The 16,691-nt window shown below is 74.1% G+C and carries 13 protein-coding genes; 5 read left to right on the top strand and 8 right to left on the bottom strand.

Annotated elements, in window-relative coordinates; genetic code table 11:
• Positions 1-39 precede the first annotated feature (39 nt).
• The gene (locus AB0J08_RS02620) at positions 40-231 is read right to left on the bottom strand and encodes a DUF1508 domain-containing protein (RefSeq protein ID WP_360625668.1); all 192 of its coding nucleotides are present in this window, start codon (positions 229-231) and stop codon (positions 40-42) included.
• Between the two features lie 576 nt (positions 232-807).
• Here AB0J08_RS02620 and AB0J08_RS02615 point away from each other — a divergent pair.
• Positions 808-1,326 carry a hypothetical protein gene (locus AB0J08_RS02615; RefSeq protein WP_360625665.1) on the top strand — a complete coding sequence of 173 codons (519 nt, stop codon included), beginning with the start codon at positions 808-810 and terminating at the stop codon, positions 1,324-1,326.
• Between the two features lie 47 nt (positions 1,327-1,373).
• Here AB0J08_RS02615 and AB0J08_RS02610 read toward each other — a convergent pair whose 3' ends face one another.
• Positions 1,374-2,009, bottom strand: coding sequence for a hypothetical protein (locus AB0J08_RS02610; RefSeq protein WP_360625662.1), 636 nt, complete (start codon positions 2,007-2,009; stop codon positions 1,374-1,376).
• Positions 2,010-2,756: 747 nt separating this feature from the next.
• Positions 2,757-4,103 (bottom strand): MFS transporter, encoded by a 1,347-nt coding sequence (locus AB0J08_RS02605; protein WP_360625659.1) that lies wholly within the window; start codon positions 4,101-4,103, stop codon positions 2,757-2,759.
• A gap of 218 nt (positions 4,104-4,321) precedes the next feature.
• Here AB0J08_RS02605 and AB0J08_RS02600 point away from each other — a divergent pair, with 218 nt between their 5' ends.
• The gene (locus AB0J08_RS02600; RefSeq protein ID WP_360625656.1) at positions 4,322-7,531 is read left to right on the top strand and encodes a DEAD/DEAH box helicase; all 3,210 of its coding nucleotides are present in this window, start codon (positions 4,322-4,324) and stop codon (positions 7,529-7,531) included.
• Between the two features lie 9 nt (positions 7,532-7,540).
• Positions 7,541-7,747, top strand: a complete 207-nt coding sequence (locus AB0J08_RS02595) for a hypothetical protein (protein WP_360625653.1) — start codon at positions 7,541-7,543, stop codon at positions 7,745-7,747.
• Positions 7,748-7,860: 113 nt separating this feature from the next.
• On the opposite strand, the gene sph is transcribed toward AB0J08_RS02595, so the two are convergent.
• From sph to AB0J08_RS02580, 3 genes are all read right to left on the bottom strand, one after another.
• Positions 7,861-8,880, bottom strand: a complete 1,020-nt coding sequence (gene sph / locus AB0J08_RS02590; protein WP_360625650.1) for a sphingomyelin phosphodiesterase — start codon at positions 8,878-8,880, stop codon at positions 7,861-7,863.
• A 72-nt stretch (positions 8,881-8,952) separates the two neighbouring features.
• Positions 8,953-11,049 (bottom strand): MMPL family transporter, encoded by a 2,097-nt coding sequence (locus AB0J08_RS02585; protein WP_360625647.1) that lies wholly within the window; start codon positions 11,047-11,049, stop codon positions 8,953-8,955.
• A gap of 112 nt (positions 11,050-11,161) precedes the next feature.
• On the bottom strand, positions 11,162-12,139 hold the full coding sequence (locus AB0J08_RS02580; RefSeq protein WP_360625644.1) for a deoxyribonuclease IV: 978 nt from the start codon (positions 12,137-12,139) through the stop codon (positions 11,162-11,164).
• A 640-nt stretch (positions 12,140-12,779) separates the two neighbouring features.
• Here AB0J08_RS02580 and AB0J08_RS02575 point away from each other — a divergent pair.
• Together AB0J08_RS02575 and AB0J08_RS02570 are read left to right on the top strand one after the other, a co-directional pair.
• Positions 12,780-13,859 (top strand): right-handed parallel beta-helix repeat-containing protein, encoded by a 1,080-nt coding sequence (locus AB0J08_RS02575; protein ID WP_360625641.1) that lies wholly within the window; start codon positions 12,780-12,782, stop codon positions 13,857-13,859.
• Positions 13,860-13,972: 113 nt separating this feature from the next.
• The gene (locus AB0J08_RS02570) at positions 13,973-15,004 is read left to right on the top strand and encodes a methyltransferase (protein ID WP_360625638.1); all 1,032 of its coding nucleotides are present in this window, start codon (positions 13,973-13,975) and stop codon (positions 15,002-15,004) included.
• Between the two features lie 67 nt (positions 15,005-15,071).
• Here the strand turns inward: AB0J08_RS02570 and AB0J08_RS02565 are convergent, their stop codons facing one another.
• The gene (locus AB0J08_RS02565; protein ID WP_360625635.1) at positions 15,072-15,758 is read right to left on the bottom strand and encodes a class F sortase; all 687 of its coding nucleotides are present in this window, start codon (positions 15,756-15,758) and stop codon (positions 15,072-15,074) included.
• 220 nt (positions 15,759-15,978) lie between these two features.
• Positions 15,979-16,353 carry a hypothetical protein gene (locus AB0J08_RS02560; protein WP_360625633.1) on the bottom strand — a complete coding sequence of 125 codons (375 nt, stop codon included), beginning with the start codon at positions 16,351-16,353 and terminating at the stop codon, positions 15,979-15,981.
• Positions 16,354-16,691: the final 338 nt, after the last annotated feature.

The raw sequence follows: 16,691 nt of genomic DNA, 5'->3' as shown, positions 1-16,691 counted from the left end.
CCTGCCTCACCCCGCCCGCGGCGCGGTGCGTCCGAGCACTCAGGCCGGACGGGAGGCCGTCTCCTTGAGCTCCGCGTAGGGCGCGAGCTTGCGGATCGACTCGATGCTCCTGATGCACTCGTCCCGGCTCTCCTGCGGGTCACCCGTCACCACGACGGTGCCGTTGCTCGCCTTGAGCCGGAACCGGTGCATGCCGCTCTCGTCGGTGTACAGCTCGAATCGTCCTGCCATTGGGTCTTCACCTTTCGGTCCGGTAGCCCCCTCGAACGGCAACGTAGGCCCAAAAGCCCTGCGATGCTTGTCAGATGAGGCATTCGGGTATCCGCCGAACGGGCCATGGTCGCGGGGGCGGGCCGGCCCGCGGTCCTGCCGGGTGGGTGCCGCGGGGCGCTGGGGCCGAAGCCGGGGGCGGGCTGTCTGAAACGGGCGCCGGCCCGGTCCGATCCGGTCCGCTGCCCCGCCGGTGGCGTCGTGCCCGAGCTCCTCGACCCCGCCGACCTGCGTCGATCGATGCGGGACCGAAGAGGTGCTGTGCTGCCGCGGTCCGCGGTGCCATCATCGTTCCCCGATCACGCGAGGGGGAAAGCGATGAGCAATGCACCTGGGTCCGGGGCGAGTTCACCTGATCGGGAGGTTCCTCCGGCGCCGGATCGGCCACCGCTGGTGGGAGCCGCCCACCGTCCTCGGCCCTGGACGGAGTTCGCCGCCGTCGTCACGGCGCTGACCGGTGTGGCGGGTCTGGCGTTCGGCTTTCTCGGCCTGCCGGCGGTCGTCAATTCGCCCACGGCCACGACACGGACGGTGACCGTGACTGTCACGGAGACGGCGACCGCCACCGCCACCGCCACCGTCACGGTGCGGGCCGTGCCGGGGCAGAGTTCCGGACCGTCGCCCACCGGTACGACCGCCCCCTCGCCGGGGTCCGGATCGCCGGTGCCGAACGACCCGGGGTGGATCGTGACCTACAACGGCGAGTACGTGCTGGAGAAGGCGGCCGACTTCGATGTGAACAACCCGCAGTTCGGCCGCGACTACAACCGGGACCTGGTGATCACCGGTGTTACCGGGGGCAAGGCGTACATCGGGCCGGACAACCACGCGGCACTCGCCCGGGTCCCCGACGGAGAACCGGACCCCGGGCCGGAGCGCTGCGGGAAGATCGCGACGACGCTCGGTCAGCACGACGTGGAACTCCCCAGCCCGGGCGACCGGTTCTGCCTGCAGACGGAGAAGGGCTATCCCACGTTCTTCAAGGTCCTCTCCGTCCAGAACAGCGTCGACAAACCGGGCATGCGCATCGAAGTCCTGGGCTGGGCCGGCCAGTAGGCCCGAGACGCGCCCGTCCGCGCCGGCCTCGGCGGACGGGCGCCCCGCTACTGGCGGGTCAGCACGGCGGTGGCTCGCGACGAGCCCCAGTCGAACAGGATCGTTCCGTCGGTGCGCAGTTCCAGGACGAAGTCGCCGCTCACACACGTCGTCGTGGTGTTGCGGGTGACCCTCTCATGGCCGGTCAGCCGGGTGGGGAGGCGCTCGGTCAGCAGCCAGACCGTGGAGCAGCCGAGCGGCGAGTACTCCGCGTCCGCGAACTCCTCACCGAGCTGCGCGTCGCGGATCCGTACGACGACGACGTACTTCTGGCGGCCCTGCGTGACGGTTCCGTGCCAGGTGCCGGTCCAGGCCGCCGTCGACGGTGTCGCGGTGACCGCTGCCGTCGTGGACGGTGCCGGGAGGGAGACCGCCGCCGGTACCGAGACGGTGGACTGCCCACCGGAGGAGCCCGGACTCGGTGTTCCTTTCGTCAGCTGCCACCAGGTGAGGACGGCGGCGACCCCGGCGAGCAGTGTGCCGACACCGCCGAGGAGGGCGGCCCAGGGGCCCAGCCAGGTTCGGAGGGCCCGTCGGCGCGGGGCACCGGGCGGGCCGCCGGGTCTGCCGCCCGCGCCGCCCCCTGAACCGCCGCCGCCCTGACCGTTGCCCGGCCCGGGGCCGACGCCTCCCGGTGTTGCCATCCCTACCACCCCCGGCGACATCGTTCCCGTCGCCGGGGGCTTGAACCGTGGTCCGGCGGTCGGTCAGCGCCGCGCTCCGAACACCCGGTGCTCCTCGCCGGGCCAGGCCAGGACACGCCGGCACCCGCGCAGACGCGCTTCCAGCGGCCAGGCTCGCGCGGCTTCCGTTCCACCCACACCATGGGACGCACCTCGGCCTCGTACGCCCGGAGCCGCTGCGCGTAGTCGAGCACCTGACCGACGGCCGCCCGCATCCGGTCCGCGCCGCTGCCCCCGCCGAGCGACTTCACCTCGCGGACCGACACCGGGGCGGCGTCTCGCCAGGCCAGGTCGTACCGGAGGTCCGGCCGGTCCGGGCGCGGTGACCCGACGGTCAGGTCGTGCCGTTCGGCCTCGTCCCTGAGCGCGTTCTGCAGCGCGGCGTGGGCCTGGTTCACCCGCGCGACGGCCGCCGGGTCCGGCCGCGCTCGCCCCGGCCGGTGCGGGCGTCACGGTCTCGTCCGAAGTCCGGTACGGCACGTCATGCGGCGGGACTCTGAGGTACCCGACGGAGCGGTAGCCGAGGATCCGCCACCACGCCAGTTGTTGCTCGCGTGCCGTCCCCGGGAAGGTGTTGGTCGCGCGCTCGCCGTACGTGCCCGCGCTCATCAGCCAGATCGCGCTCATGACGCCCCCTTCGCCCAGTGCCTCAGACCGCCCGGGTCACGGCCCGCCGTCGACGACGGCGTCCAGTCGGGTGCGGGCCGCCTACCGCGTCGGGGCGTCCGTCACCCCGGCGGGCCCGAGGACCGCCGTATCCGGTGCCACGCCGACACCCACGCCGGCCGACCGGTCTGCCGAGGCGGCCATGTCCGCCAACCTCTGCTCGCAGGAGCGGCGTTGCACGACGGAGAGCCCCGCGACGGTCGCTCCGAGTGTCAGCCAGCCCGCCGGGCCGGCGACCATCACCGCGCCGGTCAGCAGCAGCGGTCCGGCGGACTTCTGGACGGACTGGGCCATGCCGGCCACCCCCAGGTAGGAGGCCCGGGCCCGCTCGGGTGCCAGTGACACCGCCAGCTCCCAGGAGCTCACCGACCGCATCAACTCGGCGGCGGTGACCAGCATCGCGGCGACCAGCAGGGCGGCCGCGGCCGTCCAGGCCCCGCCGCCGGTGCCGACCGCCACGACCACGCAGCCCGCGGACATCGCCGCCCCGTACAGGGTGACGGCGGCCGCCGCGCGGTGGGGCCCCTCGGCGCGCGCGGAGACCCGCAGCTGGAGCACCACCACCAGCACGGTGTTGATCACCAGGAAGGCGGGCACGAAGGCGTGCGGTGCCGAGGTGTGGTTCACCAGCCAGAGTGGCAGCCCGACGTTGAGCACCGAATCGTCCAGGTTCATCGGGATGTCCAGCAGGACGAAGCGCAGATAGCCGCGGTCCCGCCACGGGCTGGGTGCCGGCTCCCGTTCCGGTGTGCCCGGTGCGCCGGTGGGCGCTGTCACCCGTCCGCCGCCGCGTGGTTCCCTGGTGCGCCACACCAGGGCGGCGGTCACCGCGAACGACAGCGCGTTGGTCAGGACCAGGGCCCGGTAGGCGTCCCTGGTGCCCACGGCCAGGCCGATCGCGGCGACGCCGGCGCCCAGGGCGTATCCGGCGTTGGCCGCGCTGCGGGTGAGCGCCTGGTAGGTGGACCGCCGGTCGCCCGTCGCCCGGGTGGCGAAGAGCATCTCCAGTGTCTTGGCCGCCCGCTCGCCGAGGCAGGTGAGTGCCATCACGGGGAGCAGTGCCGCGAAGTCGTTGCACACCAGCAGGAGGCCCATCGTGCCGATCCGCAGCAGGTGGCACCCGATCAGCAGCCCCCGGACGGGGAGCCGTTCGGCCAGCTGACCGGCGAGCGGCGAGCCGACGATGCCCGCCACGGCGGCCACGCCCAGCAGCAGGCCCACCTGCTGTGCGTCCAGCCGCGTCACGAAGGTGAAGTAGAGCACCGAGGACGCGGCCCACACCCCCGTTCCGGCGCGGTCCAGGAACTGGGCGAGCAGCATGGTCCGTCCGTCGCGCCCGCCCGGCGGCCGGCGCAGTTGCGCCAGCAGTCCGCCCCCGTGATGTGCCATGGCCTGCCCCTCGCTGGTCCCCGGTGTTCGGAGAGCAGCCTGCCGGACATGAATCTCGACGTCAAGATACTTGATGTCGACAGACCTCGCCCCCGCCGTCCCGAGCCGCCGTCCGAGGTCGTCGTCCCGCCGCCCGACTGCGGCCGGCCCGCGCTGTCGGACCTCGAAGCTAGGCTGGGAAGCCCGCTGTCCCCACCGCCCCCGGAAGGCCCTGGCCGATGTACGCCCTGCACGCGCTCTGGCGAGCCGACGGCCGCCTCGCCCTCTGGGCGGAGGACGCCGAGGCGTACCGGACCGGGCGCGCCGCAGTCCATCGGCGCGCGGCGGACCGGGCCGGTGCCGGCCGGGTGGACGACAGCCGGGCCGGCGCCCATCCGTACGCCTGCGCCGCCGGCGACGTCGCCCGCCTGCTGGGAGCGATCGGGCCGGGCCTCGACTGGCTCGCCGGCCAGGGGGCCGAGCGCTGGACCGGCCTGCTGTTGCCCGCCCTCGGCGGCCGACCGGTCCCCTCGCCCGACCTGCCCGTCGGCGCCGCGCCGCGCGGAGTCGCGCTGAGCCCCTGGCGGGTGCCGTCCCTGCTGTTCGACGCCGCCGAGGCGGCCCAACTGCTGGGCGCGCTGCACGACCCGTACTGGCCGGGGGCGACCGTTGAGCTCTCCGGCGGCGAGTCCGTCGAGCTCGCGTACGGCGCCTCGCTGCGCTGGCTGTCCGCCGTCCACGACCTCGCCTGGCGGCTGGTCGGGCGGGGGCGGCTGTTGCCCGCGCTGGAGCAGGAGCGGCCGGGGGAGTGGTACGCGCGCTGGCGGCCCGCTCCCGATGCCTCGGCCCGCCGTGAGCTCGCGGCGCTCGCTGCCGGGTGCCCCCCGGTCTGCCGCGCCGAGCAGCCTCCGTCGGGGCCGCCCCCGTCGGGACCGCCCCCGCCATCGGGGCCGCCCCCGGCAGAACCGCACGCGACAGGACCGCGCCCGCCCGAGCCGGGTGCCCCCGAGCACGCCCCCGTCGAGCGCTCCGCCGTCGACCTGGCCACGGAACTGCTCGACACCCTGGTCGACCGCGAGGCCCGGGCCGCGCTCGCGGACCTCGAACCGCCCGCCGAGCCCTGGCTCGCCGCGCTCCACCGCGCCGACGGCCGGCTCCACGCCGCCCCGCCCGCCGACCTGCCCGAGCGGCTCGCCGCCTGGTACGCCGCCCGGCCGGTGGACAGCCCGGTCAGGCTGAACCTTCGCCTCGCCGAACCGCTCGGTCCGGACCCGGAGGACCCCGAGGGCGGCGCGGTCGCCGACTTCTGGCGGCTCGACCTGCTCGTCCAGGCCGTCGACCGGCCCTCCCTGGTCGTTCCCGCCGCCGCGGTGTGGGCCGAGGACGAGGCATACGCGGCCCTGGCCCGCACCGTCCCCGATCCGGCCGGGGCCTACCTGGCCGAGCTCGACCGGGCCGCCCGGATCCACCCGCCGCTGCGCACCGCCCTGCTGACGCCCCGCCCCACCGGCGTCGACCTCGACCGCGACGGCGCTCTGCTCTTCCTGCGCACGGCGGCGCCCGCGCTCACCCGGGCCGGCTTCGGCGTGCTGCTCCCGGCCTGGTGGCAGCGGCGCCCCCGGATCGGGCTCGCCCTCACCGCTGCTCCGGCCGATACCCCCGGCGCGGTCAAGCGCACCGCGCAGATCGACCGGGACGCCGTGCTGGCCTTCCAGTGGCAGCTTTCGCTCGGTGAACTGACCCTCACCGAGGAGGAGTTGGCCGAGCTTGCGGCCGCACAGCGGGGTCTGGTCCGGTTGCGCGGCCGCTGGATCGAGGTGGACGAGGCTCAACTTGCCGCTGCGGTGCGGTTCCTGGCCGACCACGGCAGCGGCACGATGGCGCCGGTCGAACTGCTGCGGCTGGCGGTGGACGACCGCGCCACCGTCGACGGCCTCCCCGTCACGGCCGTCCACGCCACCGGGCCGATCGGCGAGCTGCTGGCCGGCGGGCCCGCCGACGCGGCCCGGGTTCCGGAGCTGCCCAGGGAGTTCACCGGCACTCTCCGCCCTTACCAGCGCCGGGGGTTGGCCTGGCTGGACGCCCTCGGCCGGCTCGGCCTGGGCGCCGTGCTCGCCGACGACATGGGCCTCGGCAAGACCGTCCAGACCCTCGCCCTGCTCGCCCTGGAGCAGGAGCGCGGTGCGGTCGGGCCCACCCTGCTGGTCTGCCCGATGTCGCTGGTCGGCAACTGGCAGCGGGAGGCGGCACGCTTCGCCCCCGGTCTGCGCGTCCACGTCCACCACGGCGGTGACCGCACGGTGCCCGACCCGTCCGCCGACCTGGTGATCACCACCTACGGTCTGGTGCAGCGGGACGCCGCCGACCTGCGACGGATCCGCTGGCGGCGGATCGTCGCCGACGAGGCCCAGCACGTCAAGAACCCCGCGGCCCGGCAGTCCAGGGCGCTCGGGTCACTGCGCTCCGGCCCCCGGATCGCCCTCACCGGCACCCCCGTGGAGAACCGGCTGGCCGACCTGCACGCCATCCTGGATTTCGCCAACCCCGGCCTGTTCGGGAGCGCGGAGTCGTTCAAGGAGCGCTTCTCGATCCCGGTCGAGCAGTCCGGCAACGCCGAGGTCGCGGCCAGGCTCCGGCGGTTGAGCGGCCCGTTCCTGCTCCGCCGGAGCAAGAGCGACCCGCTGATCGCCCAGGACCTCCCGGCCAAACAGGAGTTCACCGTCCACTGCGGCCTCACCGCCGAACAGGCCGGTCTCTACCGGGCGGTGGTCGCCGATCTGCTGCAGCGCCTCCAGGGAGCCCGGGGCGTGGAGCGCAACGGCGCGGTGCTGACGGCGATCGGCCGGCTCAAGCAGGTGTGCAACCACCCGGCCCAACTCCTTCACGACGGGACGGCGGTGGCCGGTCGCTCCGGCAAGGTCGAGCGGCTGGTCGAGGTGCTGGAGGAGGCGCTGGCCGAGGGGGACCGGGCCCTGGTCTTCACCCAGTACGCCGAGTTCGGCGCCATGCTCCAGCCGTACCTGAGCCGGCGCCTGGGCGAGGAGGTGCCGTACCTGCACGGCGGGGTGCCCAGGGGGCGGCGGGACGACCTGGTCGAGCGGTTCCGGGCCCCGGACGGGCCGAGGGTCTTCCTGCTCTCGCTCAAGGCCGGCGGCACCGGCCTCAACCTCTCCGCCGCCAACCAGGTGATCCACCTCGACCGTTGGTGGAACCCCGCCGTCGAGGACCAGGCCACCGACCGGGCGCACCGGATCGGCCAGCGCCGAGACGTGCAGGTCCGGCGGCTGGTGTGCGTCGGCACCGTCGAGGAGCGGATCGACGAGCTGATCACCGCGAAGCGGGCGCTGGCCGACGCCGTGGTCGGCGGCGGCGAGCAGTGGCTCGCCGAACTGTCCACCGAGCGGCTGCGCGAACTGCTCACCCTGTCCGCCGACGCGATCGGAGAGTGACCCGCCACCATGCCCGTACCCGGTGAACGCCCGCTGGCGGACTGTCTCGACACCTTCTGGCAGGGCCGCATCCCGAGCCCCGTCTCGCCGGCCGACGGTGAGCCCGAACCGGCCCCGGCCCTCGACGAGTTGGCCGCCTCCGCGATCACCGTGCGCGGCCGCCCGCTGGAGGCGCTGCTCGCCCCCGCGTACCGCCGCTTCACCGACGCCGACTGAGCAGCAGTCTTCACCGCAGGCTGCTGCCGAACCCGCCGAACCCGCCGAACCCGCCGCCGAACCCGACACGGCCGGACCGACGGGCAGCCCGCCCGTCGGCCCGACCGACTGACCTACCGGGCCGTCAGCGGGTAGTGGTCGGAGAGGTCGTTGTAGGTGTAGCTCGTGCCCCAACTGCTCACCGTCCAGGGCGCACTGTGGGAGCGGACCACCGTGTTGGTGTAGCTCGCCGGCCGCGCGTGGTCGGCCCGGTAGAGGACGTAGTCCAAGTCCTCCTTGGGCTCACCGGGGTAGCGGTAGGCGGCGATCGAGTTGTCGACCGTGTCGAAGGAGTTCGCCCAGCCGTCGCGGGTGTCGGCGGGCGCCACGTTCGCGTTGGCCAGCAGCGAGGGGTACTCGCTGCCGTGCGAGTCGATGTTGAGGTCGCCCGCGATCAGCACCGGCTCGGCGGCCGGGATGTTCTTGCCGTCGATGAACGCCTTCATCGTCTTGAGCTGCGCCGCCCGCACCGAGGCCGGCTGCCCGGCGGAGCAGCCGGTGTCGGTGGACTGCAGGTGTGTACCGATGACGTGGGTGCGCAGGCCGTTGACGTTCAGCACCGCGTAGACGAAGCCCTTGTTCGACCACCAGTCACTGCCGCAGGCGTCCTTGAATACGTACTGCTCCTTGCGCAGGATCGGCCACTTGCTGAGCAGCGTCACCCCGCCGTCCTCCGGGGTGGTCGAGCTGAAGCTGCCGCCGGTGGCGTCCCAGCCGCCGGTCGAGCGGCCGACCACGGGCGTGTGGTACGGGTACGCGGCCGAGGCCTGCGAGGTGAGAAGGTCGGACGCGGCGTTGTCGAAGGCCTCCTGGAGCACGACCACGTCGTGGCCCTGGAAGACGTCGTCGGCGGCGATGGCCTTCGCCCGGTAGTCCTGGCCCCAGTTGGGGTAGAGGTTCTTGCTCATCAGGAAGACGTTGTACGTCAGCACGTCGAGCGGCGCGACCGTCGGCGCGGCGGTCACGGTCGTCGGCGCGGCGGTCACGGCCGGGGGCGTCGCCGCTCGGGCGGTGGCGCAGGGGGTGAGCAGGGCGGCGGCGGCACAGGCGGCGGCCAGTCGCGAGCCGCGGCGAAGGGCGGTGGGAGTTGGCATGTGCGCAGTCAACGCGGCCTCGGCCACGCCCGGCAAGACGTTCGACGATAACCGTATGAACTCAGCGGTAACTTAAAGCTGTCTGTCCAACTCGCTCTCCGGCTGACGAACTTGCCTGGACAACTTCCCCGGCCACCACATGTGCCGGTGCAGGTCCATGGTCAGTGCGGTGACCAGCACCGAACGCACCACCAGCGTGTCCAGCAGTACCCCGAGCGCCACCGCGAAGCCGATCTCGGCGAACCCCACCACCGGTAGCGTCCCGAGCACCGCGAAGGTGCTGGCCAGGATCAGCCCGGCGGAGGTGATCACCCCACCGGTCGCGGCCAGCCCGGCCACCGTCCCCTGCCGGGTGCCGAGGTGCACCGACTCCTCCCGCACCCGGGTCATCAGGAAGATGTTGTAGTCGATGCCGAGCGCGACCAGGAAGACGAAGACGAACAGCGGGAACGCGTTGTCCTGGCCCTCGAAGTGGAAGACGTGCTCGAAGAAGAACGCGCTGATCCCGAGCGCCGCCGCGTACGACAGCACCACGGTGGCGATCAGCACCAGCGGCGCGGTGACCGCCCGCAGCAGCACCGCCAGGATCACCAGCACCACGCCGAGCACCAACGGGATGATCGCTCGGTTGTCGTTCGCGGCGGCCCGTCCGGCGTCCAGGATCACCGCCGTGCTGCCGCCCACCTTGGCGTCGGCGTTCGGCACCGCGTGCACGGCGGCCCGCACCCGGTCCACGGAGTCCTTGGCGGCCTGGCTGTCCGGCGGATCGGCGAGCGTGGCCTGGAACAGCGCCTGACCCTCGTGCACGGTCGGGGTGGACGTCCCGGCGACGCCGGGTGTCGCCTGCGCGACCGCGCGGACGGTGGCCGCCTCGCCCGCCGTGCTGATGACGGTCAGCGGAGCGCCGGTGCCGCCGGGGAAGTGCTGCTCCAGCACCTGTTGGCCGACCACCGAGTCCGGCGTCCCGGTGAAGGAGCCCGCGGTGCTCAGGCCCGTGGCGTTCAGCGAGACCAGCCCGACGCAGCAGGCCCCCAGCGCCAGTGCGGTGCCGATCCACACCTTGCGCGGACGGCGGGCGATCCAGGTGCCCACATGGGCCCACCGGCCGGTCTTCGTCGGCTCCGGCGTTCCGAACGCGGGCTTGACCGGCCAGAACACCCAGCGGCCGACGACCACCAGCAGGGCCGGCAGCAGTGTCAGCATCGCCGCCAGGGCCACCAGGACACCGATCGCGCAGACCGGGCCGAGGCCCCTGGTGGAGTTCATCTCGGCGATCAGCAGGCAGAGCATCGAGGCGACCACGGTGGCCGAGGAGGCCAGGATCGCCGGGCCGGCGCGGTGCAGCGCGAACGCCATCGCCTCGTGCCGGTCCTCGTGCCGTCTCAGCTCCTCCCGGTAGCGGGCGGTGAGCAGCAGCGCGTAGTCCGTTCCCGCGCCCAGGACCAGCACGATCAGGATGCCGGCGCTCTGCGCGTTGACGGTCAGACCGGAGTGCTCGGCCAGCAGGTAGATCACCGCCTGGGCGACGACGAGCGCGCCCGCCGCGGAGATCAGCGGCAGCGCCCAGAGCACCGGGCTGCGGTAGGTGAGCAGCAGCAGGACGATCACCACGCTGATGGTGGCGGCCAGCAGGGTGCCGTCGATGCCCGCGAAGGCCTCGGCCTGGTCGGCGCCGACCCCGGCCGGGCCGGTGACGTGGGTGGTCATGCCCAGGCTGCCGTCGGCGGCGGTCGCGCGCATGCTGTCCACCGCGGGGCGCAGGTCCTGCCAGCCGCCGGTGCCGATGTCGACCGGCACGATCGTCTGCATCGCCCGGCCGTCGGCGGAGAGCACCGGCCCGACCACCGGTCCCACGACGTGCGGGGCGGTCGCGAAGGCCGTCGCGTCGCGAGCGGCCTCCACCCGGTCGGCGGGGGTGATCCCGCCGTCCCGCTGGTACACCACCACGGCCTGGGCGGTGTCCACCGGTTGGAAGGCGCGCTGTTCGTTCAGCACCAGGGTGGACTCCGCGTTGCCCGGCAGCCAGCTGGAGGCCTGGTTGTCCTCGGCGTCGGTGAGCTTTCCGGCCAGCGGTCCGGCCACGACCAGCAGCACCAGCCACAGCGCCAGGACGACCCACTTGCTGCGGCGGCCGCACGGCAGCGCAGCCAGGTTCCGGGTCGGGTTCATGCGGAAACCCCCAGGGGCCTCGGGCGTCAGTCGTTCCAGACTCCCACCGCCCCCGGGACCCGGCAGCCCGGGTCGACCGGTCGGGGGCGGTCCGCGCGCCGCTCCGCCGAGCTCACCCGGACAGGGCCCGGGCGGGTACGGCGGCCCGCTCGCGCAGCTCCTTCAGCAGCGCGATGTCCAGCGCGTGCCCGGTGCCGTCGCCGCCGTGCTTGCGGTCCGGGGTCTCCACCACCAGGGGGACGCCCGCCGTCGCGGGGTGTTCGAACAGCTCGCGGAACGGCTCCGACCCGATCAGCCCGGCGCCGATGTTGGCGTGCCGGTCCTTGCGCGCGCCGACCGCGTCCTCGGAGTCGTTGGCGTGGACCAGCCGCAGCCGGTCCGGCCCGGCGGCCGCCACCAGCGCGTCCAGTACCGCGCCGACCCCGCCCGGCGCCGTCAGGTCGTGGCCGGCCGCGAAGGCGTGGCAGGTGTCCAGACAGACCCCGACCATCGGGTGACCGTCCAGCGCGTCCAGGTACCCGGCCAGGTCCTCCATCCGTGAGCAGAGCGAGCTGCCCTGACCGGCCGTCGGCTCCAGCAGCAGCCGGGGTGCGCCCTCGCCGAGCGCGTCCAGCTCGTCCAACAGCGGCCGGACGTCCGCGCGGACCTGGGCCATCGCCTCGGCCCGTCGCGAGCCGCCGCCCGGGGCCGTCCCGACCGCCGAACCGGTGTGCAGCACCACGCCGGCGGCGCCGATCGCGTGGCCGCGCAGCAGGGAGTGCCGCAGCGAGGCGGCCGACCGCTCGCGGGTCGCCGCGTTGTCCGAGCCGAAGTTGATCAGGTAGGGCGCGTGCACGTACGCCGGGATGCCCTGCTCGGCGCAGGTGGTGCGGAACTCCTCGTCCTGAGCGGGGTTGCCCGGCGGAGTGGCCCAGCCGCGCGGGTTGGCCACGAACACCTGGACCGTCTCGGCACCGACCCGCCGTGCGTACGCCAGGCCCGTGCCGGCCAGTCCGCGGGCGGCCACCGGCACGTGGGCGCCGATCGGGTTGCGGACGGGGGCGGCGGGCGGTGCGGCCGCGGCGGGCGGCGCGGCGACGGCGGTGTTCATGGCCCCGAGCATGCCACGCGGGCCGGGGGGACGGTGCCCGGGCGGGCGCGATCCTGGCCCCGTGCACGCACGGCCCTGCTGTCGCGCACGCACGGCCCGCCCGGTCCAGGCCTCTTTCGTCCCCGATCGACTGACTCCGGGACTCGAACGCTAGACCGGACAGCCCCGGGTACGTCACGATCCGTGACGGATCAGCAACCCGGTGGAGGCAGCATGGCCACCGCCGAGCCCGTGGAGACCATACCTCCGGCGCACCCACCGGCCCCGCCCGACCTGACCAGGGCTCAGGCCCACCGGTCGCGACGAGGCCAGCCGACCATCCCCAGGGCCACCGACCCCGTCCCACCGGACCCGGCGCACCCGCCCGCACCCTCGCGATCGGGTGCGCCGTCGTGCCGTCCGGCACCGGTGCGGGGAGCCCGCGGCGGCCGCGCCCGGACCGGCCCGCCCTCGCGCGCCACGCCGACGGGGCCGCCACCTGGCCGACGCCCCGTCAGTCCCGCAGCCCAGCCCTGGTGGCGAGGCCCCTCGCGCGCCCATAGCGTCGGTTCGGCCGACACCCACCGGCCGTCATCCCCCGCACACTCCGTGTCATCGCGCCGGCGCCCCAGCGAGCGCGCAAGAAAGCAGGTCACCACTGATGCCCACGCGACGGGTCCACCACCTCGCCGCGGCGACCGCCGCCGCCACGACCGCCCTCACCACCGCCCTGACCGCGCTCGGCGCCGCGCCCCCGGCGCACGCCGCCGAGGCCCTGCACCTCGTCCAGCCGGGCGAATCGATTCAGCAGGCCGTCGACGAGGCCCGCCCGGGCGACACCGTCCAGCTGCTCCCCGGCACCTACCTGGGCAGCGTCCGGATCACCACCCCGGGCCTCACCCTGCGCGGCGCCGGCCCGGCCAGCGTGATCGCTCCCGGCGGCGCGGCCGACGGCGCCTGCGCCACCGCCGGACACGGCCTCTGCGTCGTCGGGGCCGACGGCGCCCCGCTCACCGACGTGACGATCGAGGCCCTCGCCGTCACCGGCTTCCGCAAGAACGGCATCAACGCCTCCGGCACCGACGGCATGACCGTGCGCGCCACCTACGTCCACGACAACGGTCAGCAGGGCATCAGCCAGGAGAAGTCCACCCGGGCCGTGATCACCGGCAACGAGTCGACCCGCAACGGCCAGTCCGGCGTCTTCCTCGCCAACTCCGTGGACAGCGAGGGCGGTGCCCTCACCACCGACGGCACCGTGGTCAGCGGCAACCTGCTCACCGACAACCGGATCGGTGTCACCGTCCGCCGCCTGCGCGACCTGAGCGTGGAGGCGAACGAGATCCACGGCAACTGCGGCGGCGTCTTCATCGTCGGAGACGAGGGAGTCCCCCGGGCCGGGGCCCTGGGCGTCAGCCACAACCGGATCGTCGCCAACAACAGGTACTGCCCGCCCAACCCCCGCCTCGACGCCATCCAGGGCACCGGCATCCTGCTCACCGGCGCGGAGGACACCACGGTGACCGGGAACGAGGTCACCGACAACGTCGGCGCCTCGCCGATGTCCGGCGGCATCGTGCTCTTCCGCAGCGTGGTCGGCGTGGCCAACGCCCGCAACACCGTCACCGGCAACCACGTGGTCGGCAACGGTCCGGCCGACCTCGCCGACCGCGACACCGGCACGGACAACTCCTTCGCGCGCAACCAGTGCGCGGTCTCCGAGCCGGCCGGCCACTGCTGAGCCGCGACTCCACCCGCAGCCCCGAGCACCCCGGCGGCCCGAGAGCCCGGGCAGCCCCGAGCACCCAGCCCCGAACACCCCAGCCCCACCTCCCACCTGCAGAAAGACGGCACATGACCACCGCACCCGCCACCACCCCGCAGGCCGCGATGCGCCTGCGGGAGCTCGTCTTCGGCGCCGCCTGCGCCGCCGCCGTCCGCGCGGCCGCCCGGCTCGGTGTCGCCGACGCGCTCGGCGACACCCCGACCCCCGTCACCGACCTCGCGGCCGCGCTCGACACCGAGCCCAAGCCGCTGCGCCGGCTGATGCGCGCCCTCACCTGCTACGGCATCTTCCACGAGACGGGCGACGACCGTTTCGAGCACACCGAGATGTCCCGACTGCTGCGCGAGGACGCCCCCAACAGCCTGCGCTACATCTCCCTCTGGTGCACCGAGCCGTGGACGTGGGAGGCCTGGCCGAAGCTGGACGAGGCCGTCCGCTCCGGCCGCAACGTCTTCCCCGAGCTGTTCGGCAAGGAGTTCTTCGACTACCTGCACAGCGAGGGGGGAGACTCGGCCAAGGTCTTCGACAAGGCGATGACCACCTCCAGCCGGCAGTCCGCCGCCGACTTCGCCGAGTACCTCGACCTCACCGGGATCGACTCGGTGGTCGACATCGGCGGCGGTCAGGGCCATGTGCTGGCGAGCCTGCTGGAGAAGCACCCGGCGCTGCACGGCACCCTGCTGGACCTGCCCAAGGTGGTCGCGGGCGCCGACCCCCGGCTCCGGGACGGCGGCGCCTACTCGGCCCGGGCCCGGCTGGTCCCCGGCGACTGCCGGATCGACATCCCGGTCCACGCCGACCTCTACATCATCAAGAACATCCTGGAGTGGGACGACGAGAGCACCCGCCGCACCCTCGCCAACGTGGTCCTGGCGGCCCGCCCGGGCGCCCGCGTCGTCGTGGTCGAGAACCTGGTCGACGACAGCCCGTCGATGCGCTTCACCACCGCGATGGACCTGCTGCTGCTGCTCAACGTCGGCGGTGCGAAGCACTCCAAGGAGAGCCTGGTGCGGCTGATGTCGGAGGCCGGTCTGGACGTGGCCGACGTCCGGCCGGTCAATCCGTACCTGCACGCGTTCGAGGCCACCGTGCGCGGCTGACCGCTGCGCCGCGACGAACGACCGCCGGCCCCCGTCACGGGGGCCGGCGGTCGTCGGTTCTCCGGGCTCAGGCCTTGCGCGAGGACTCCAGGTGCGCGAAGACCACCACGTTGTCCAGGTAGTCCTTGCGCTTCTTGTCGTAGACGCCGCCGCAGGTGATCAGCCGCAGTTGGGAGTCCGCCGTCTTCCCGTACACCCGCTGGTCGGGGAAGGCGTTCTTGGCGAAGGTCTCCACCGAGTCCACCGAGAAGACGGCGACCGTACCGTCGGCCCGCTGCACCTCGACCTTGGTGCCGGGGACGAGCAGGCTGAGCAGCAGGAAGACCGCCGGGCCCTTGGTGGTGTCCACGTGCCCGGCCACCACGGCGGCGCCGCGTTCGCCGGGTGAGGCGCCGTCGCGGTACCAGCCGACCAGGTTCTTGTCCTCCGGCGGCGGTGCGTTGAGCTCCCCGGCCGGGTTCACGGTCAGCTCGGTGAACGGTGCGTCGACGGCGATCTGCGGGATCCGCAGCCGGGTCGGCTTGGCCCGTTTCATCGCGGGCGCCGCCGGCCCGGCGGGCTTGGCGGTAGCAGCGGCCGGGGCCGCGTCACCGGGGGAGGCGCTCGCGGTGGCGGCCGGGGGAGCGGCCTGGCCGGGCCCGGGATCGGACGCGGGGGCCACGTCCACCGAGTTGTAGATCAGCAGCAGGCCGGCGGCCGCGGCGCCCATACCCGCGCGCAGCAACCGGGACGTTCCAGCGGCCGGACCGGCCATCGTTCCACTCCTAGGTCAGGCCTGTGACGGCCGGGGCGGTGTCGGCGGACCACCGGGTCGTGCTGCGACCGGTGGCCGCCGGCCCGCGGCCGACGGGGGAGTCCGTGACAGCGCCGCCGCCCCGCACCGCACGGTCGGGCGCAGGTGCCGTACGTGTTCCCGCCGTGGCCGCCGCTCAGCGCGGTGGCCACGGCGGGGAGGCTGCGGGGGCGGCGCCGGGTCAGATCGCGGCGCCGGTGGTCCGGCGGCCGCGTCGCAGCGCGAGCGCGCCGGCACCGAGGCCGCCGAGAAGCAGGAAGGCGCCGGAAGCGAGGCCGCCGCCGGACAGGGCCAGGCCGCCGCCGCCGGTGTGCACGCCACCGTGCGGGGTCTTCTCCTCGGCCTTGTGCTCCTCACCGGAAGAAGAGGAAGAGGAGGAGCTCTTGTCCTGCTTCTCCTCCCAGGTCTTCTGCCCGTCGGGGCTGGCGGCCTTGTCCTGCTTCTCCTGCCAGGTGAGGTTCTTGTCGGCGGAGCCGTCCGCGTAGGCGGCGGGGGCGGCGACGGTCAGTGCGGCGGCGACGGCCGCTCCGGCGAGCAGCGTGCGTGCAGAACGCATGGGGACGATCCTTCCGGCGCGGGCCGCGACTGCCGACACGTCGTCGGGCAAGGGGACTCGCGGGGTGCGCCTGAACCACCGTCATTCACGAGGGCGGCCACTGCCACCGGAGGGTGGCGGTCACCGCCGTGGCGGTGCGCCCTTCGAGTGGACTCCTGGGCGTGTTCACCCGAGTGCCCCGGCGATCCGGGTGATTCGGTATTCGAGCCCCGAGCAGCCGGGGCACCCGGCCCCGCGCCCCGGCCACGACGAAGCGGCGGCTCCGGGGACCGAGGCCTGGCTGGCCGAGCAGTGGACCGAGATCCTCGGCGTACCGGTCGCCGGCCCGCGCGAGGACT

Source organism: Kitasatospora sp. NPDC050463 (assembly GCF_040655255.1).
In the GTDB taxonomy this organism is placed as follows: domain Bacteria; phylum Actinomycetota; class Actinomycetes; order Streptomycetales; family Streptomycetaceae; genus Kitasatospora.
The sequence above is the reverse complement of the archived record's forward strand: the minus strand, read 5'-3'. Positions and strand labels throughout refer to the sequence as shown.